Origin of the sequence: Trinickia symbiotica, from assembly GCF_003028655.1 — a bacterium.
Classification (GTDB): Bacteria; Pseudomonadota; Gammaproteobacteria; order Burkholderiales; family Burkholderiaceae; genus Trinickia; species Trinickia symbiotica_A.
The window spans coordinates 318,973-336,010 of record NZ_PYUC01000003.1; the positions used below are offsets into that span (position 1 = coordinate 318,973).

Here is a 17,038-nt window from a genome sequence, read left to right on the forward strand (position 1 = left end):
GATGAACGATCGCGAAGTCGCCGAATTTCTACTCGCCAACCCGGAGTTCTTCTCGCGGCACGCGGAGCTGCTTGCCGCCGTCCGGCTCGCGAATCCGCATGGCAAAGCCGCCGTCTCGCTGCAGGAAAAGCAGATGGACATGCTGCGCGAGAAGAACAAGCTGCTCGAGCGGCGGCTCGCCGAGCTCTTGCGCTATGGGCACGAGAACGACAGCATCGCGGCGAAGTTCAACCGCTGGACCGCCCGAGTGATGGCCGAGCGCGACACGCATGCGCTGCCGCGCACCGTCACGCAGGGGCTGACCGAAGTCTTCGACGTGCCGAGCGCGGCACTGCGTCTCTGGGATGTCGCCGAGCCTTACGCGCAGGCCGAGTTTGCGCGCCATGTCGGCGAAGAGGTCCGGATCTTCGCGGCGAGCCTCGGTGCGCCTTATTGCGGAGCCAACACGGGCTTCGAGGCGGCGCAATGGCTCGACGCCGCGGCACCTGCGGCGAAAGCGGGCGCCGCAGCATCGGAAAACGGCGGCGTCGAACTCTCGCCGGGCGAATCGACCGAAGCATTTCAGTCGGTCGCGCTGATCGCGCTGCGCGAGCCGGCCACCGCCTCGGCGAGCTCGTCGACGGGCGCCGACGATGCAGGCCCGACGTTCGGCCTTCTTGTGATGGGCTCGCCCGATCCGCGACGTTTTCACGAAGGAATGGCGACCGACTTCCTCATGCAGATCGGCACGCTCGCCAGCGCGGCGTTGAGCCGGTTGCTGATGCGATAGCCGAACAACGGGGGACACGCGTTGCGCGCCGTCTGGCCGTTTTCTTCTCGATACTTGCTCACCGCCCCGGGACCTCGACCGTGCAGCCGGCCGACAACGAACTGATCGCTGCCTATCTGTCGAGCCTCGAGCACGCCCGGAGGCTCTCCGAGCATACGCTGCGCAGCTACATGCACGAGCTGGAGGCGCTTGCGGCGCTGGCGAATGGGCGCCCGCTTGCAGCCCTGACAGCGACCGATATGCGCGGCGCCGTTGCGCGGGCGCATGCAAACGGCCTCTCGGCGCGCTCGATCGCTCACCGGCTGTCGGCCTGGCGCGCGTTCTACCGATGGCTTGCCGAGCGCATCGAGATGCCGGCCAATCCTGTGGCGGCCGTGCGTGCGCCCAAGCAGCCGAAGCGGCTGCCGAAAGCGCTGTCCGTGGACGACGCGGCGGCGCTCATGGATGCCGAGCGCAGTGTCGACGCCGAAGGCCTGCGCGATCAGGCAATCCTCGAGCTCTTCTATTCGTCGGGGTTGCGTCTGGCCGAACTCGTCGGGCTCGACGTCGCGTTCGCTGAAGTCGATGGCTACCGCTCGGCCGGTTGGCTCAATCTCGCGGCGGCGGAGGTGACGGTGCTCGGCAAGGGCAAGCGACGGCGCACGGTTCCCGTCGGCCGCAAAGCCGTCGAGGCGCTGTCGGCCTGGCTCGCCGCGCGTGGGGCATTCGTCAAGCTCGACCCGCATCCGCTCTTTCTCTCCGCGCGCGGTGCGCGCATGTCGCCGAACGTCGTGCGCGAGCGCGTCAAACGGGCGGCGCTCGCCGCCGGCGTCCCGGCGAACGTCCACCCGCACGTCCTGCGTCACTCGTTCGCGACGCATCTGCTGCAATCGAGCGGCGATCTGCGCGCGGTGCAGGAGCTGCTTGGCCATGCGAGCGTCGCCGCGACGCAGATTTATACGTCGCTCGACTTCCAGCACCTCGCGCAAATTTACGATACGGCGCATCCGCGCGCCAAAAAGCGCGATTGACGTTCGATGCGCGTCACGAAGACCGGTGGCCTTCGTGAGGCAGCATCGATGCGCAAAAACTGTTGCATCATCATGAATACCGTCACGCTCAAACCGTCGAAAGAAAAATCGCTGTTGCGCCGTCACCCGTGGGTCTATGCGAACGCCATCGAGCGCGTCGACGGCAAGCCCGCGCCCGGCGCGACCGTCGTCGTGCGCGCGAGCGACGGCCGCTTTCTGGCCCGCGCGGCCTTCAGTCCTCACTCCCAAATTCGCCTGCGCGTCTGGAGCTTCGACGAAGCGGAGCCGATCGATCACGCATTCTTCAAGCGCCGCGTGCAACGCGCCGTGGGGCACCGGCGCTCGTTCGTCAGCGGCACGCGGGCCGTGCGGCTCGTGTTCGGCGAAGCCGACGGGCTGCCGGGGCTCATCGTCGACTATTACGTTGCGGATGCCCCGAAGGTAGTCCCCGTGTGGGATGCCCCGAAGGTAATCCCCTTGGGGGACGCCCCGAAGGTAGTCCCCGTGGGGAATGCCCCGAAGGTAGTCCCCGTGGGGGATGCCCCGAAGGAAATCCCTTTGGGCGACTCTTCGAAGGAAGACGGCAGCCTTCCGCAGCCCGGCGATGAAGCGACCACTCGCGGCCAGCTCGTCTGCCAGTTCATGGCGGCCGGCGTGGAGGCTTGGAAAGAGGCGATCGTCGCGGCGCTTGTCGGCGCGACGGGCTGCCCCAACGTCTACGAGCGATCGGACGTGGCGATCCGCGAAAAGGAGGGGCTCGAGCAAACGACGGGCGTACTCGCGGGCGCCGCGCCGCCCGAGACGCTGATCGCCAGCGAGAACGGCGTGCGCTATCACGTAGATGTTCGAAGCGGGCACAAGACGGGTTTTTATGTCGATCAGCGCGACAACCGCGCACTCGTGCAGGCCTACGCCGCCGATCGAGACGTACTCAACTGCTTCTGCTACACCGGCGGCTTTTCGCTTGCGGCGTTGAAAGGCGGTGCGCGGCGCGTCGTGTCGATCGATTCGTCGGGGGAAGCGCTGGGGCTCGCGCGCGCAAACGTCGAAGCGAACGGCTTCGACGCGGCCCGCGCCGAGTGGCTCGACGCCGACGCGTTCCGCACGCTGCGGCGGCTTGCCGACGAGGGGGAGCGCTTCGATCTCGTTGTTCTCGATCCGCCGAAGTTCGCGCCGGCGCGCGAGCACGTCGATCGCGCCGCGCGCGCCTATAAGGACATCAACCTGTCGGGCTTCCGGCTGCTACGGCCGGGCGGGCTGCTCTTCACCTACTCGTGCTCGGGTGCGATCGATGCCGACCTGTTCCAAAAAATCGTCGCGGGCGCCGCGGCGGATGCACGCGTCGACGCTCGGATCCTCAGGCGGCTCGGCGCCGGCGTCGATCATCCGCTGCTCGCTTCGTTTCCCGAGGGCGAGTATCTGAAAGGCCTGCTATTGCAAATCCTCTAGCGCACCCCCATTTAAATGCAGTTTCCGTGCGAAAGGCAGGCCGCCGGCGGCCACCACGGCGCCAGCGCCGACGCGCCCGCGAGCGCGCCATCCCGCCGACGAGTATCCTTCGATATTTAGTTGACCGCCCGATAGCGGTTACGACCCTGATTTAACCCGATCCGACAGGCGATTCCCATGATTCCCGTCACCATCCTGACCGGCTTCCTCGGCAGCGGCAAGACCACGCTGCTCAAGCGCATCCTGAACGAAAAGCACGGCATGAAGATCGCCGTCATTGAAAACGAGTTTGGCGAAGAGAACATCGACAACGAGATCCTCGTCCAGGAGCAGGGCGAGCAAATCGTGCAGATGAGCAACGGCTGCATCTGCTGCACGATCCGCGGCGACCTCGTGCGGGCGCTTGGCGATCTGGCCGAAAGGAAGCGTTCGGGCCAGCTCGCGTTCGACCGCGTCGTCATCGAGACGACAGGCCTCGCCAATCCGGGCCCCGTCGCGCAGACGTTCTTCATCGACAATGAAATCGCCGACGAATTCCTGCTCGACGCGATCATCACGCTCGTCGACGCGAAGCATGCCGACAATCAGCTCGACGAGCACGAAGTCGTGCAGCGTCAGGTCGGGTTCGCCGACCGCCTGTTCGTCACGAAGGCTGACCTCGTTGACGAAGCCGCGCTCGGCGAGCTACGTCACCGCCTCGTGCATATGAATCCCAAGGCGCCGATCAAGCTGGTCAACTTCGGCGACGCCGACATCAAGGAAATCTTCGATCTGCGCGGCTTCAACCTCAACGCGAAGCTCGAGATCGACCCGGACTTCCTTGCCGAAGACGATCACGATCATGACCACGCGCACGGCCATGACCATGATCACGATCATGCCGATTGCGATCATGACCACGGGCATTGCGCCCACGACGGCCATGCGCATCACCATCACGCGCACCACGACGACCGCATCAAGTCGTTCGTCTACCGCAACGACCGTCCGTTCGATCCGAACAAGCTCGAGGATTTTCTCGGCGGAGTCCTGCAAATCTACGGCGAGCGACTGTTGCGCTACAAAGGCGTGCTCTACATGAAAGGCGTCGACCGCAAGGTGGTGTTTCAGGGCGTCCACCAGATGATGGGCAGCGACTTGGCCGCCAAATGGCTGCCGGCGGAGAAGAAGACGAACAAGATGGTCTTCATCGGTATCGATCTGCCGCAAGATCTGATCACGGACGGCCTCGACGCCTGCCTCGTCTGAGGCTCCCGCCGACGACGAGTGCCCGAGCGTGCGCAAGCGAGCGCGGCTGCGAGAGTGGGTGATCGCTTTTTGTCCGCTCGCACGCTATATTTTTGGGTTATTAGAGGTGCCGCGACACGGGTTTTCTCTGTTGCGGCGCGCAAGGGCGATTCAGTTACAATACGTGCCCGCCAGAGTATGGCAGGGGGCTGCAAGGCTTCTCCGGCGGGCGCGGGCGCCTGCTTAGACGGGGCTGAGCGGGTGCGGCGACACCGGAAAACCTTATCCGGATATTGTCGAAACAAAAACGACACGAAGCGAAACGTCGGCGCTCGGCCTCGTTTCGCGGATGACGGGCCGCCCGTATCGAGCAATGTGGCTCGAGACGGGAAGGAGCATCCGAGGATCGGTTTCCAAGGAGTTCGGCCCCGCAGCGGCGCTCGCCGGAGTGACGGCCGGGCTGCCGCAGGCGCCTCTCGTTTATGGCGCCGCTTGCGGGCAACACGAAAGTGCAGGCAATATGTATAGGTTTTGCCTCGCAATTTAAGAAGCACGCAGATGACGACGAAACGACTCTTGACCGAAGCCGAAATCCTGAAGATGAGCGAGAAGGATTACATGAACGAGGACCAGCTCGCCTTCTTCAAGAATCGGCTCGAACAGTTGCAAGCGGAGATCCTCCGCAATGCGGGTCAAACGACCGAGAACCTGCGCGAAACGGTGATCGTGCCGGACCCGGCTGATCGCGCGACGATCGAGGAAGAACATGCGCTCGAGCTGCGCACGCGCGATCGCGAACGTAAGCTGCTGAAGAAGGTGCAGCAATCGCTTGCGCGGATCGAATCGGGCGAGTATGGCTGGTGCGAGGAAACGGGCGAGCCGATCGGCATACCGCGCCTGCTCGCGCGTCCCACGGCCACGCTGTCGCTCGAGGCGCAGGAGCGCCGCGAGTTGCGTCAGAAGCTTTTCGGCGACTGATACGCGCGTTTTTCGCGCGGCGGCAACGGCCGCGCGTCTTTACGCTGCTTCCTCAAGAGGCGCGCGGCATACCGCGCGCTTTTCTTTTTCCGCTGCTCGATGCGCCGATGCGCGTGTGCCTGTCCCGCTGCGGCTGCACTGCGCGCTTACGGCGCGAGACTCGCTTCGCGTCCGTGCAGTGTCTGCTCACCGCTCCCAGGATCATCGAATTTCAGTAGTTTTTTATTTTTTACTGAAAACTGTCCCTTATTTCAGCGTCGTGCCATCGGAGCGGCCGCAGCGGGCACCCGACACTCGCGCGCCGGGGGGCTACTTTCCGGTCGAGGCGTGCCGTTGGCTCTTGATAAAACAGCGCACGCCCTAAAATGGACTCGACGTGCGTCGCGCGAGCGGTGGCCTTTTGCCGGCCACCGTTCGCCCACCACCCGTTTCTGCCGCGCGGTGCATGCGCCGACGGCGCTTTCGACGTTTTTGAAGGAACGCACAATGGAGCAATTTCACGGCACAACGATCGTTTCCGTGCGGCGCGGCAGCCAGGTCGCGCTAGGCGGCGACGGCCAGGTGACGCTTGGCAACATCGTCATGAAAGGCGGCGCAAAGAAAGTCCGGCGCATCTACAACGACAAGGTGCTCGTCGGATTCGCCGGCGGCACGGCCGATGCGTTCTCGTTGCTCGATCGGTTCGAGGCGAAATTGGAGAAGCACCAGGGGAATCTCACGCGCGCCGCCGTCGAGCTCGCCAAGGATTGGCGTACCGACCGTATGTTGCGCCGCCTCGAAGCGATGCTGATCACGGCAGACGCGAACACCACGCTCGTCATCACCGGCAACGGCGACGTGCTCGATCCCGAAGGTGGCATCTGCGCGATCGGCTCGGGCGGGGCCTATGCCCAGGCCGCGGCGCGCGCGCTTGCCGAAAACACGAGCCTTTCGCCGCGCGAGATCGTCGAGAAATCGCTCGCGATCGCGGGCGACATGTGCATCTATACGAACCATAACCGCGTCATCGAGACAATCGAGTAAGGAAGGGAGAACAGAGTGAGCACCATGACGCCCGCCGAGATCGTCTCGGAACTCGACAAATTCATCATCGGCCAGCAAAAGGCGAAAAAGGCCGTTGCGGTCGCGCTGCGCAACCGCTGGCGCCGCCAACAGGTCGCCGAGCCGCTGCGACAGGAAATCACGCCGAAGAACATCATGATGATCGGGCCGACCGGCGTCGGCAAAACCGAAATCGCCCGGCGTCTCGCGAAGCTCGCCGATGCGCCGTTCATCAAGATCGAGGCGACGAAATTCACTGAAGTCGGCTATGTGGGACGCGATGTCGACAGCATCGTGCGCGATCTCGTCGAAATTTCGCTGAAGCAGACGCGCGAAACGGAGATGCGCAAGGTGCGCACGCAGGCGCAGGATCAGGCCGAGGATCGCATTCTCGACATCCTGCTGCCGAGCGCGCGGCCCGTCGGCTTCGGCTCGCAAGCGTCGAGCAGCGAGTCTGCCGAAGGCAGCGCGACGCGCCAGACGTTTCGCAAACGCCTGCGCGAGGGCCAGCTCGACGACAAGGAGATCGAGCTCGACGTCGAGCTGCCGCAGCTCGGCATGGACATCATGGGGCCGCCCGGCATGGAGGACATGACCGAGCAGATCCGCTCGATGTTCGCGAACCTGGGTGGGGGCAAGAAGACGCGCCGCAAGATGAAGGTCAAGGAAGCGCTGAAAGTGCTGACCGACGAGGAAGCGTCCAAGATGCTCAACGACGAGGAGGTCAAGTCGAAGGCCGTCCAGAACGTCGAGCAGAACGGCATCGTCTTTCTCGATGAAATCGACAAGATCGCCTCGCGCAGCGGCGAGCTGGGCGGCGGCGGGGGTGAGGTGTCGCGCCAGGGCGTGCAGCGCGATCTGCTGCCGCTCGTCGAAGGAACGACGATCAATACGCGCTACGGTATGGTGAAGACCGATCACATTCTCTTCATTGCGAGCGGCGCGTTTCACCTTTCGAAGCCGAGCGATTTGATTCCCGAACTGCAGGGGCGCTTTCCGATTCGTGTGGAGCTCGATTCGCTGTCAGTGCAAGACTTCGAATCGATTCTCGTGGCAACCGACGCGAGCCTCGTGAAGCAATATCAAGCGCTGCTTGCGACAGAAAGCGTCGAACTCGAGTTCGCGGACGATGGCATCCGGCGCATGGCCGAAATAGCGTACTCGGTCAACGAGCGCACGGAAAACATCGGGGCGCGGCGACTTTATACCGTCATCGAAAAACTGCTCGAAGACGTTTCGTTCGCGGCCGGCAATCATGCGGGTAAGGTCGTGCGGATCGACGCAGCCTATGTCGATAACGCGCTCGGCGACATCGCGCAGAGCGAGGATTTGTCGCGGTACGTACTGTGACCGTTATGCCCGTAAGCGCCACGTTCCGTAAGCGATACCTGCCTTAGACAGCGCACTCGATGGCCAAATGCGGCGGCAAAAATCAGCGGCCTTTGTTGGGCCGCTGGTTTGAGGTCCTGCTGATCGAAACGAGCACGCTGCGGGCTCGACTACCCCTCGTCTGGCGACATTTCCCCCTCACCAACGGCTTGCAGGCCGCTTTACCGGGTAGCGCAGCGTCTTCATACCTCTTCGTCGGCGCGCTGAACACTCTCATTACTGTCAGGTATCTCATCTCGGTGCAACAATAAAATTCAAACTACGCGATCGTCCGGATGCGGTTCCGAATGTTTTGAACGCCAAAGTAGCTGCGACGCAGATGTCCAGCCAAATTGCGACTTTGCCATAGAGAGATGCGCACGACGGGTCTCTCTCCCACATATTGTGCGACCGCTTGCGGAGCACCAAATAACGCCAATGGTACGGAGCGGTGATGTACTCGGGTCCAGAAAGCTCACGCTTCGAAAGGCGGCCGCTCAGTAAAAATGCCGACACGGCAGCACCAAGTGAGCAGGACACGGCGCTTGCAATCACTCCGGGCGTGAGGGCACTCAGCAATATACCGCCGCACTATTCTGCAAATCTCGAGATACCTTCGCGCCTCCCCCCGACGTCGCAATCGTCTCACGCCAGCCGCTACATGCCAGCGCTAAGCTGTTTGCCTAGCAGCGCGCGGTTAGATCGCGAACTCACGAGCGAAGGCCAGCGGAACCAGACCAGCACCTTCGCCGCCAGCATGATCCGGGATCGGCTCATACATCTTTACTTCAGGGCTCGCCTGAGCCGCGTGCGCAGCTCTGTAGCCTCGTACGGCGGCACGATCAGCTTCAAGTTTGCCCAGACAAAAGGCACCTTCCTGGAGCAAATCATGAAGCATGTCGAAACTTCGGGGGGGACCTGTGAAGCGCTGTCAGCGCACTGGATAGCCAGGCATGCGGACGGGCAGAGTCTATTTGACCGACTCTATACCAACGGACGGAAGGGACAGTTTCGTATTGATGAGTTGTATTCAGTCAAGCAGCTGCAAATCGCAGGGTTGGCCAATGACGTTGACCAGGATCGGGTTACCGAATCTTGGTTAAGAGAACACGGCGTCAAGCGGCACGGGCTTAGACGCAGGGGGAGAACCGGTGCCGAAGGCACCGGGCGCCTGCTCGATGCAATGCTGGACACCGCCGGCCGGCAGGACGGTTACAAAAGCATTGAGCTCTCAGGTGCTCACGGAAGCCACGGGATGGCTGCGTACGTGCACAAAGACGAGGGGATTATCTTTTTTGATCCGAATTTTGGTGAGTTCCGCTTTCCCGATGCGCACAAATTTCGTCGGTGGTTCACAGATGCTTTCTGGGATCGCTCCGGGTATCGCCATCAAACTTTTGGGCTCGGCCGAGAATTTGTTGTATTGAATTTTGAATCCCACCCATAGCTGAGATGGCTCTCATGCCGAGGCCATCCAAGGATTGCAGATACCGACGCCTGTCGCGGCGAAATCAGCTACGTTGCGCGTAGCAACGGTCATCCCGTGCACGAGCGCCGTAGCGGCAATAAGGGCGTCGCGCTCAGAGCGCCGATCGGGCACGTGCAAGCGGCCGCACCGCTGTGCCACGGTGCTATCGATGGGTAGCACCCGACCTGCGAACTCCGGCAACACGTGGTGCTCTAACCAGCTTCTCAACATTGCGCCCTGCTTTGCGTCCCGTCGTTCCACTTGTAAGACACCGGTCTCCAACTCCATGACTGTGATCGCCGAAATGAAGAGCGCTGCGGCATCGACACTCGCCGCCCACGCCGCGACATTCGCATCGGCTTTGCCGGCTTTCACCTTTCGCAGTTCGGAAACAACATTGGTATCGACTACAAACATCATTCGAACTCAGCCGGGTGAGTCTTGATGTCGACGCGCGGCGGATCGAATTCGATGTCTTCGATGCCGGGCATCGCAAGGGCGTCGGCGATGTTGCGGCGCTGCTGAGTGAGCTTTTGATATTCTTCGAAGCTCAACAACACATGCGCGGGCCTACCGCGATCTGTGATGAACACCGGACCGTCCTTCGTCGCCTTCTTGGCCCTGGTCACGTCCTGATTGAGTTCCCGGCTCGACAGAGTGGTGATGGTCATAGGGGCCCCCACAGGGTTAGGCGGAAAATGTAGAGATGTTACTACATCTGAATCGACACGGGCAAGTGCGCCGGTTATCGGATTCGGCGCCTGAAGGGGGCGGACGCCTACTGCTTTACCGGCCGCTTAGCCAACTTCCGCTGCAACGTGCGCCGATGCATATTGAGCGCGCGCGCTGTCGCCGAGATATTCCCCCCGTTCTCGGCCAGCGCCCGCTGAATGTGCTCCCATTCGAGCCGCGCCACCGATAGTAGTGACGGATTCTCGAGCGCGGCTTCTGCCTGCTCAACACTCGCCTCCACCTTCAGCGCATTCAAAATCGACTCGACGTTCGCCGGCTTAGCCAGATAATTGTCTGCCCCATCCTTCACGGCCTGCACGGCCGTCGCGATGCTCGCGTAGCCGGTCAGCACGAGCATCCGCGCATCGGGCTGCAGATCGCGCAACGGGGCAACGAGATTCAACCCCGAATCCCCGCCGAGATGTAAATCGACCGTCATGAGCTCGAACTGATGCTCATTCGCGAGCTTGATGGCCTCCTTCGCATCGTGCGCCTGAAAAACCGTGTAGCCCCGGCGCGTGAGTCCGCGTGCAAGAACGCCCGCGAACACTTCGTCGTCGTCGATCACGAGGAAGTTCGTATCGCTCATGTTGTACTCTCCTTCGAATCCGAAATTGAAGCCGACGAGGCGGCCGGCACGCGCAGCACCGCGCGCGTGCCGCGCGGCTCGCCTTCGATGAGCTCGAGCGAGCCGTTGAGTCGCGCCGCTGCCGAGAATGCCAGATACAAGCCCACGCCGTGGCCGCCTTGCGTACTGTCGACGGGCGCCGCGCCGAGTTGCGCGCGCAATGCCGGCGCAATGCCGGGCCCGCTGTCGCGCACTTCGAATTCGATCAAGCCGGCGTCGACCGTCGCCCGCAACGTCACGCTATCTCGACTCACACGCGCCGCATTGTCGAGCAGAATTGTCAGAATCTGACCGACGGCCGTCGTGTCTTCCACCCACGCAGCGCCTGAAGGCTCCGAAAGCCGCTCGAATTTGACGTGCGGATGCCGCAGCCGCCATTGCTCGCTGAAGCCGGCGAGCCACTCGCCGAGCTCCTCGCGATGCGAGGACACCGACGCGCGGCTTCTCAGCCGCGCCAGCGCCGACGTGCAAAGCGTCATCTGCTTCTCGAGCACTTCGAGATCGGCTGCATAAGGCGCAAGCCCCTTGTCCGCGCGTGCCGCGTCGCGGAGTTCTTCGGTGATCATGGAAATCGTCGACAGCGGCGTGCCCATCTCATGCGCAACGGTCGCGGCCTGCACACCGAGCGCCACCGCCCGCTCGTCGCGCAGCAAACGCTGCTGCGCGTCGCCGAGCGCCGCATCGCGCTGGCGCAGCGCATTCGACATGCGCGCAACGAACCAGGCGATGAGGCCCACGCTCACCATGAAGTTGACCCACATGCCGGCGCGGTAATAGTCGAAAAGGTTCGCCGGGTTATCCATATTGAGCGGCACCGAGTCGAAGCCGAGCGCGACGTAGCAGCACATCGCGAAAATCGCGAGCCAGATCATGTGGGTCCACGGCAGCACGGCAGCCGCGATCGCGAGCGACGGCAGATAAAGCGAGACGAACGGGTTCGTCGTGCCGCCCGACAAAAACAGCAAACCGGACAGCGCGCCGAGATCGACCCAGAGCTGCCCCAGCAACTCCAGGTTCGTCTCGGGCCGCGCGCCCTTCACGCGCATCCAGGTCAGCGCGTTGAACATGACCTCGAGCGCGATGATCATCAGCATGGCCGGCAAAGGCAGATGCACGCCGAAGAACTGCTGGACGACGGCGATCGTCGTCAACTGGCCGATGATGGCGAGGCTGCGCAGCCAGAACAGATGGCCCAGATTGACGCGGCCGGTGTTGGTGATACGCTGCATCGGAACGATCAGTCTGACGGAGACGACGAAGAGGGCGAAAACGACGAATCGTGAGTATCGGCCGCCGAACGCCCCGAAGACTCGCCGCCCGAGGCCGCGAGTTCCGCGGCGAGGCATTGCGGACACAAGCACGGCGCGCCGGGGGCGAGACGCTCGGCAGGCAGCTTCGGCATCGAGGCGCACCAGCAGTCGGAGGATCCGCTCTGGCGTCCGCAATCGAACGCCTCGCCGCAACGCGGACAACGCGCCGGCGCGGCGGAGGCTGCCGAGGCCGCGGATCGGTTCGGGGGGCACATGACGGTTCGCCGCCGGAAAATGACGATATAAGTGCATGATGCCAGCGTTCGAGGCACGCCGCATGCGCGCCTCGCCGCCGAGCCGCGTGCAACCGTTGCGCCTGCGACTAAAAACCGCGGAGCAAGCCGCCCGTCCACAATCAGTCCTGTACAATTCGGCCTGTTTTCGCCCCGGTTCCGCGCGTTTTCGACCGTTCCTACCGTTTCAACCCGTTTGCCCGCCGAGCTTGCCGCCATGTCCGAGCCCATCGACCTCTCCCAGATCCCACCCGCTCTGAAAGCCGAAATTCTGGCTGAGGCCTTGCCTTATATTCGTCAATACCACGGCAAGACCGTCGTCATCAAATACGGCGGCAACGCGATGATCGAGGAGCGGCTCAAGCAAGGCTTCGCGCGCGACGTGATCCTGCTCAAGCTGGTCGGGATCAATCCGGTCATCGTGCATGGCGGCGGCCCGCAGATCGACCAGGCCCTCAAGAAGATCGGCAAGCAGGGCACGTTCGTGCAAGGGATGCGCGTCACCGACGAAGAGACGATGGAAGTCGTCGAGTGGGTGCTCGGCGGGGAAGTGCAGCAGGACATCGTCACGCTCATCAACCATTTCGGCGGTCATGCCGTGGGCCTGACCGGCAAGGACGGCGGCCTCATTCACGCGCGCAAGCTGATGATGCCGGACCGCGAGAATCCCGGCCAATACGTCGACATCGGCCAGGTCGGCGAGGTGGAGTCGATCAACCCGGCCGTGGTGCGCGCGCTGCAGGACGACGCCTTCATCCCCGTCATTTCGCCGATCGGCTTCGGCGAGGACGGCCTCTCGTACAACATCAACGCGGACCTCGTCGCCGGCAAGCTCGCCGTCGTCCTCAACGCCGAGAAGCTCGTCATGATGACGAACATCCCCGGCGTGATGGACAAATCGGGCAACCTGCTGACGGATCTCTCGGCTCGCGAGATCGACGCGCTGTTCGAAGACGGCACGATCTCGGGCGGCATGCTGCCGAAGATCGCCTCCGCGCTCGACGCGGCGAAGAGCGGCGTGCGCTCGGTCCACATCATCGACGGTCGGATCGAGCACTCCGTGCTGCTCGAAATCCTGACCGAGCAGCCGTTCGGCACGATGATCCGCTCTCATTGAGGAGCGCCCCTTAACGCGCTCCAAAGGCAGGAGGCGGCTGCACCGGTGCCCCGAAGGCAATCCCCTTGGGGACGTGAGCCGCCGGCCGCCGCAGCCGCCTTCCGCAACCATGCCCAGCCTGCTGACCCGGCGCCGCCGACTGCGCCGCACCTCGAACGCCTCGCGCCCCGTCTGGCTCTTCGACCTCGACAACACGCTGCATCGCGCCTCGTTCGCGATCTTTCCGGCGATCAACGAGGCGATGACGCAGTACATCGTCGACGCGCTGGGCGTCGAGCGCGCCGAGGCCGACCGTTTGCGACTCGGCTACGTCCGCCGCTATGGTGCGACGCTGACGGGGCTGGCGCGCCATCATCCGATCGATCCTCACGATTTCCTGCGGGTCGTTCACACGCTGCCGGACCTGAGCGACATGCTGCGCGCCGAGCGCGGCCTCGCGCGCCTCATCGCCGCGCTGCCGGGCCGCAAGTTCATTCTCACCAATGCGCCCGAAGCTTACGCGCGGGCCGTGCTGGCTGGGCTCGGGATCGAGCGGCTTTTCGAGCGCGTCGTCGCCATCGAGCATATGCAGCAGGGTGGCGTCTGGCGCGCCAAGCCCGATCTCGCGATGTTGCGCGGCGTGCTGCGCGAGGCCCGCGCGCGGATGGCCGACGCCGTTCTCGTCGAAGACACGCGCGGCCACCTGAAGCGCTATCGGCGTCTCGGCATCCGCACGGTCTGGGTCGTCGGTCACCTCGTCGCCGCGCCGAAGCGCGATGGGTCGAGCCCGCGCCTGCCCGGCACGGGCCGACCGCATTATGTCGATCGCCGCGTTCGTTCGCTAAAATCGCTGCAAAAGCAAAAGCTCTAACAGGTTTCCCGAGTCGGGACACCTGGCAAACGCGGTCCCGGCGAGCGGCACGCCGCCGGGGTCACGGACGCACGTTCCAAAACGGAAGACAACGTTGTCGGGGGCGCAGATGCAATCGACCGAGCGGCAGTCAGCAGCGATCGTAGACGGCGAGCCGGACCCCTCGGGCCCGGCCCGCGCACCGCGCATGAAGCCGGGCGAGCGGCGCGTGCACATCCTTCAGACGCTCGCGGCGATGCTCGAAGCCCCCAAAGGCGAAAAAATCACGACGGCCGCGCTCGCGGGTCGGCTCGGCGTCTCTGAGGCGGCGCTTTACCGGCAATTCGCGAGCAAAGCGCAAATGTTCGAAGCGCTCATCGAATTCATCGAAGGAACGTTCTTCGCGCTCATCAACCAGATTGCCGCCAAGGAGCCGAACGGCGTCCTGCAGGCGCGCGCGATCGGCCTGATGCTGCTCAACTTCGCCGCCAAGAACCCCGGCATGACGCGCGTGTTGACGGGCGAGGCGCTCGTCGGCGAGCACGAGCGCCTCGCCGAGCGCGTCAACCAGATGCTCGAGCGCGTCGAGGCCTCGGTGAAACAATGTCTGCGGCTGGCGCTGATGGAGGCCAATCAAGCGGCGGGCGCCGCGCCCGGCGCCGACGGGACGCCAAGCGTGCCGCTGCCGGCCGACTACGATCCCGCCGTGCGCGCGAGCCTGGTCGTCAGCTATGTGCTCGGCCGCTGGCATCGCTACGCGAAGAGCGGGTTTACGCGCGCGCCCGCCGAGCATGCCGACGCGCAGCTTCGGCTCATTCTGCAATAGCCGATAGCGCCTAATGACATTTTCCGCTATGCTTTGCGACTCGCCCCGGGAGCGTCCCGGGCGAGCGAAGTGACGCGCCGATTTGTCGACTCGATTGCGGGCGCGTGAACCCGGGTGTCCTGAGGTTCGGTATAAATGCGGCTAAAGAGGTCGTCAGCCGCGCAACTCGCCCGCCCGCGCACCGCCGACACCATTTAGCCGCTCAATCAGAAGGCGGAGTGAATGGAATCAGTCGGGATCGTCGCCCCACAACGGATGCAGTTCAGCCAGCCGCTCGCGCTGCAAAACGGCAGCGCGCTCGCGGGCTACGAGCTGATGGTCGAAACATATGGCACGCTCAATGCCGCGCGCTCGAACGCGGTGCTCGTCTGCCATGCGCTCAACGCCTCCCATCATGTCGCCGGCACGTACGCCGGCGAGCCGAAGAACGTCGGCTGGTGGGACAACATGGTCGGCCCCGGCAAGCCGCTCGATACGAACCGCTTCTTCGTGATCGGCGTCAACAATCTGGGCTCGTGCTTCGGCTCGACGGGGCCGATGAGCATCGATCCCGCCACGGGGCGCCCGTATGGCGCGAGTTTTCCCGTCGTCACCGTCGAAGACTGGGTCCATGCGCAAGCGCGCGTGGCCGACGCGTTCGGCATCGAGCGTTTCGCCGCCGTGATGGGCGGCAGCCTGGGCGGCATGCAGGCGCTCGCCTGGAGCATGATGTATCCCGAGCGCGTCGCGCACTGTATCGATATCGCATCGACGCCGAAGCTTTCCGCGCAGAACATCGCGTTCAACGAAGTGGCGCGCTCGGCGATTCTCTCCGATCCCGACTTTCATGGCGGCGACTATTACGCGCACGGCGTGAAACCGAAGCGCGGCCTACGCGTCGCGCGGATGATCGGACATATCACCTATCTGTCCGACGACGATATGGCGACGAAGTTCGGCCGCGCGTTGCGCCGCGAGAACGGCTCGGTCGGCGCCGCCGAGGCCTACAACTTCAGCTTCGACGTCGAGTTCGAGGTCGAGTCCTATCTACGGTATCAGGGCGAAAAGTTCGCCGACTACTTCGATGCGAACACTTACTTGCTGCTCACGCGCGCGCTCGACTACTTCGATCCGGCCAAGGCGTTTGGCGGCGACCTGACCGCCGCGCTCGCGCTGACGAGCGCGCGGTATCTCGTCATCAGCTTCGCGACGGACTGGCGCTTCGCACCCGCGCGCTCGCGCGAGATCGTGAAGGCGCTGCTCGACAACAAGCGGCACGTCACGTACGCGGAAATCGATGCGCCGCATGGCCACGACGCCTTCCTGCTCGACGACGCGCGCTATCACAACGCCGTGCGCGCCTATTACGAACGCATTGCCGAGGAGGTCGGAGCGTGAACCAGGCCGTCATCGATTCGCTCGCGACGCGAGCCGATTTTCGCGCGATTGCGCGCTGGGTCGAGCCGCGCTCGACCGTCCTCGACCTTGGCTGCGGCGACGGCGCACTGCTCGCGCTGCTCGGCGAGGAGCTCGAGGTGCGAGGCTACGGCATCGAGATCAACGATGCCGGCGTGCTGGCCTGCGTCAAGCACGGTGTCAACGTCATCCAGCAAAACCTCGAAGACGGCCTGCGTCTCTTCGAGGACGACAGCTTCGATTTCGCAATCCTCTCGCAGACGCTGCAAACGATCCATCAGACGGCCGCGATCCTGCGCGAGACGGTGCGCGTCGGCAAGCAATGCATCGTCTCGTTTCCGAACTTCGGCTACTGGCCGCATCGCCTGTCGGTCGTGAAAGGGCGCATGCCGGTTTCGAAGTCGCTGCCGTATCAGTGGCACAACACGCCGAACGTGCGCGTGCTGACCATCGAAGACTTCGAGGCGCTCGCGCCCGAGGTCGGCATCGAAATCCTCGATCGCGTCGTCCTGCACGGCGGCCGCACGGTGCGATGGGGCGAGAACTGGCGTGGTAGTCTTGCGGTCTACCGCGTGAAGCGCAGCTGAGCCCCCGGGGCCATCGCCCGGGCTTTCGGGCGTTGCGCGCGAAACCGACGAGGCCGACTATCAAACGCGAT

Annotated in this window: 18 protein-coding genes; 13 read left to right on the forward strand and 5 right to left on the reverse strand. The window is 63.7% G+C overall.

Going from position 1 to position 17,038, the window contains the following annotated elements:
* Position 1 precedes the first annotated feature (1 nt).
* The 8 genes from C9I57_RS07530 to C9I57_RS07570 all read left to right on the forward strand — a co-directional run bounded on the left by C9I57_RS07530 (position 2) and on the right by C9I57_RS07570 (position 9,289).
* Entirely contained in the window at positions 2-769 is a 768-nt protein-coding gene (locus tag C9I57_RS07530) for a DUF484 family protein (RefSeq protein WP_107150188.1), read from the forward strand.
* An 80-nt stretch (positions 770-849) separates the two neighbouring features.
* The gene (gene xerC / locus C9I57_RS07535) at positions 850-1,779 is read left to right on the forward strand and encodes a tyrosine recombinase XerC (RefSeq protein ID WP_107149999.1); all 930 of its coding nucleotides are present in this window, start codon (positions 850-852) and stop codon (positions 1,777-1,779) included.
* Positions 1,780-1,851: 72 nt separating this feature from the next.
* Positions 1,852-3,228 carry a class I SAM-dependent rRNA methyltransferase gene (locus C9I57_RS07540; RefSeq protein WP_107150189.1) on the forward strand — a complete coding sequence of 459 codons (1,377 nt, stop codon included), beginning with the start codon at positions 1,852-1,854 and terminating at the stop codon, positions 3,226-3,228.
* 177 nt (positions 3,229-3,405) lie between these two features.
* The gene (locus C9I57_RS07545) at positions 3,406-4,476 is read left to right on the forward strand and encodes a CobW family GTP-binding protein (RefSeq protein WP_107150000.1); all 1,071 of its coding nucleotides are present in this window, start codon (positions 3,406-3,408) and stop codon (positions 4,474-4,476) included.
* A gap of 537 nt (positions 4,477-5,013) precedes the next feature.
* Positions 5,014-5,433, forward strand: a complete 420-nt coding sequence (gene dksA, locus C9I57_RS07550; protein WP_018441253.1) for an RNA polymerase-binding protein DksA — start codon at positions 5,014-5,016, stop codon at positions 5,431-5,433.
* 486 nt (positions 5,434-5,919) lie between these two features.
* Positions 5,920-6,456, forward strand: coding sequence for an ATP-dependent protease subunit HslV (hslV, locus tag C9I57_RS07555; protein ID WP_026229773.1), 537 nt, complete (start codon positions 5,920-5,922; stop codon positions 6,454-6,456).
* A 15-nt stretch (positions 6,457-6,471) separates the two neighbouring features.
* Entirely contained in the window at positions 6,472-7,824 is a 1,353-nt protein-coding gene (gene hslU, locus C9I57_RS07560) for an ATP-dependent protease ATPase subunit HslU (RefSeq protein ID WP_107150001.1), read from the forward strand.
* Positions 7,825-8,296: 472 nt separating this feature from the next.
* On the forward strand, positions 8,297-9,289 hold the full coding sequence (locus C9I57_RS07570) for a YopT-type cysteine protease domain-containing protein (protein ID WP_107150003.1): 993 nt from the start codon (positions 8,297-8,299) through the stop codon (positions 9,287-9,289).
* 12 nt (positions 9,290-9,301) lie between these two features.
* Here the strand turns inward: C9I57_RS07570 and C9I57_RS07575 are convergent, their stop codons facing one another.
* The 5 genes from C9I57_RS07575 to C9I57_RS33790 all read right to left on the reverse strand — a co-directional run bounded on the left by C9I57_RS07575 (position 9,302) and on the right by C9I57_RS33790 (position 12,444).
* On the reverse strand, positions 9,302-9,730 hold the full coding sequence (locus C9I57_RS07575; protein ID WP_107150004.1) for a type II toxin-antitoxin system VapC family toxin: 429 nt from the start codon (positions 9,728-9,730) through the stop codon (positions 9,302-9,304).
* A complete protein-coding gene (locus C9I57_RS07580) occupies positions 9,727-9,981 on the reverse strand; it encodes a type II toxin-antitoxin system Phd/YefM family antitoxin (RefSeq protein WP_107150005.1) in 255 nt (84 codons plus the stop codon). Before C9I57_RS07580 ends, C9I57_RS07575 begins: the two co-directional genes overlap by 4 nt.
* 107 nt (positions 9,982-10,088) lie before the next feature.
* On the reverse strand, positions 10,089-10,631 hold the full coding sequence (locus C9I57_RS07585) for a response regulator transcription factor (RefSeq protein ID WP_107150006.1): 543 nt from the start codon (positions 10,629-10,631) through the stop codon (positions 10,089-10,091).
* Positions 10,628-11,899, reverse strand: a complete 1,272-nt coding sequence (locus C9I57_RS07590) for an ATP-binding protein (RefSeq protein ID WP_107150007.1) — start codon at positions 11,897-11,899, stop codon at positions 10,628-10,630. Before C9I57_RS07590 ends, C9I57_RS07585 begins: the two co-directional genes overlap by 4 nt.
* Positions 11,900-11,907: 8 nt before the next feature.
* Positions 11,908-12,444, reverse strand: coding sequence for a cysteine-rich CWC family protein (locus tag C9I57_RS33790; protein WP_440130183.1), 537 nt, complete (start codon positions 12,442-12,444; stop codon positions 11,908-11,910).
* Here C9I57_RS33790 and argB point away from each other — a divergent pair.
* The 5 genes from argB (at position 12,431) to metW (ending at position 16,967) form a co-directional block, all read left to right on the forward strand.
* A complete protein-coding gene (gene argB / locus C9I57_RS07600; protein WP_026229775.1) occupies positions 12,431-13,330 on the forward strand; it encodes an acetylglutamate kinase in 900 nt (299 codons plus the stop codon). The two genes, C9I57_RS33790 and argB, sit on opposite strands and share 14 nt — an antisense overlap.
* 109 nt (positions 13,331-13,439) lie before the next feature.
* Positions 13,440-14,180, forward strand: coding sequence for a pyrimidine 5'-nucleotidase (locus C9I57_RS07605; protein ID WP_018441263.1), 741 nt, complete (start codon positions 13,440-13,442; stop codon positions 14,178-14,180).
* 109 nt (positions 14,181-14,289) lie between these two features.
* The gene (gene slmA, locus C9I57_RS07610; protein ID WP_107150008.1) at positions 14,290-14,985 is read left to right on the forward strand and encodes a nucleoid occlusion factor SlmA; all 696 of its coding nucleotides are present in this window, start codon (positions 14,290-14,292) and stop codon (positions 14,983-14,985) included.
* A 222-nt stretch (positions 14,986-15,207) separates the two neighbouring features.
* Positions 15,208-16,362, forward strand: a complete 1,155-nt coding sequence (gene metX, locus C9I57_RS07615) for a homoserine O-succinyltransferase MetX (RefSeq protein ID WP_107150009.1) — start codon at positions 15,208-15,210, stop codon at positions 16,360-16,362.
* Positions 16,359-16,967 carry a methionine biosynthesis protein MetW gene (gene metW / locus C9I57_RS07620; protein WP_107150010.1) on the forward strand — a complete coding sequence of 203 codons (609 nt, stop codon included), beginning with the start codon at positions 16,359-16,361 and terminating at the stop codon, positions 16,965-16,967. Before metX ends, metW begins: the two co-directional genes overlap by 4 nt.
* Positions 16,968-17,038 lie beyond the last annotated feature (71 nt).

What these genes read in the sequence shown, in the direction of transcription:
- C9I57_RS07580 (WP_107150005.1), bottom strand. Translation starts at nt 9,981, where the DNA reads ATGACCATCACCACTCTGTCGAGCCGGGAACTCAATCAGGACGTGACC.
- C9I57_RS07605 (WP_018441263.1), top strand. Translation starts at nt 13,440, where the DNA reads ATGCCCAGCCTGCTGACCCGGCGCCGCCGACTGCGCCGCACCTCGAAC.
- C9I57_RS07530 (WP_107150188.1), top strand. Translation starts at nt 2, where the DNA reads ATGAACGATCGCGAAGTCGCCGAATTTCTACTCGCCAACCCGGAGTTC.
- C9I57_RS33790 (WP_440130183.1), bottom strand. Translation starts at nt 12,444, where the DNA reads ATGGGCTCGGACATGGCGGCAAGCTCGGCGGGCAAACGGGTTGAAACG.
- metX (WP_107150009.1), top strand. Translation starts at nt 15,208, where the DNA reads ATGGAATCAGTCGGGATCGTCGCCCCACAACGGATGCAGTTCAGCCAG.
- C9I57_RS07545 (WP_107150000.1), top strand. Translation starts at nt 3,406, where the DNA reads ATGATTCCCGTCACCATCCTGACCGGCTTCCTCGGCAGCGGCAAGACC.
- dksA (WP_018441253.1), top strand. Translation starts at nt 5,014, where the DNA reads ATGACGACGAAACGACTCTTGACCGAAGCCGAAATCCTGAAGATGAGC.
- C9I57_RS07590 (WP_107150007.1), bottom strand. Translation starts at nt 11,899, where the DNA reads ATGCAGCGTATCACCAACACCGGCCGCGTCAATCTGGGCCATCTGTTC.
- C9I57_RS07570 (WP_107150003.1), top strand. Translation starts at nt 8,297, where the DNA reads ATGTACTCGGGTCCAGAAAGCTCACGCTTCGAAAGGCGGCCGCTCAGT.
- hslV (WP_026229773.1), top strand. Translation starts at nt 5,920, where the DNA reads ATGGAGCAATTTCACGGCACAACGATCGTTTCCGTGCGGCGCGGCAGC.
- C9I57_RS07575 (WP_107150004.1), bottom strand. Translation starts at nt 9,730, where the DNA reads ATGATGTTTGTAGTCGATACCAATGTTGTTTCCGAACTGCGAAAGGTG.
- slmA (WP_107150008.1), top strand. Translation starts at nt 14,290, where the DNA reads ATGCAATCGACCGAGCGGCAGTCAGCAGCGATCGTAGACGGCGAGCCG.
- C9I57_RS07540 (WP_107150189.1), top strand. Translation starts at nt 1,852, where the DNA reads ATGAATACCGTCACGCTCAAACCGTCGAAAGAAAAATCGCTGTTGCGC.
- argB (WP_026229775.1), top strand. Translation starts at nt 12,431, where the DNA reads ATGTCCGAGCCCATCGACCTCTCCCAGATCCCACCCGCTCTGAAAGCC.
- C9I57_RS07585 (WP_107150006.1), bottom strand. Translation starts at nt 10,631, where the DNA reads ATGAGCGATACGAACTTCCTCGTGATCGACGACGACGAAGTGTTCGCG.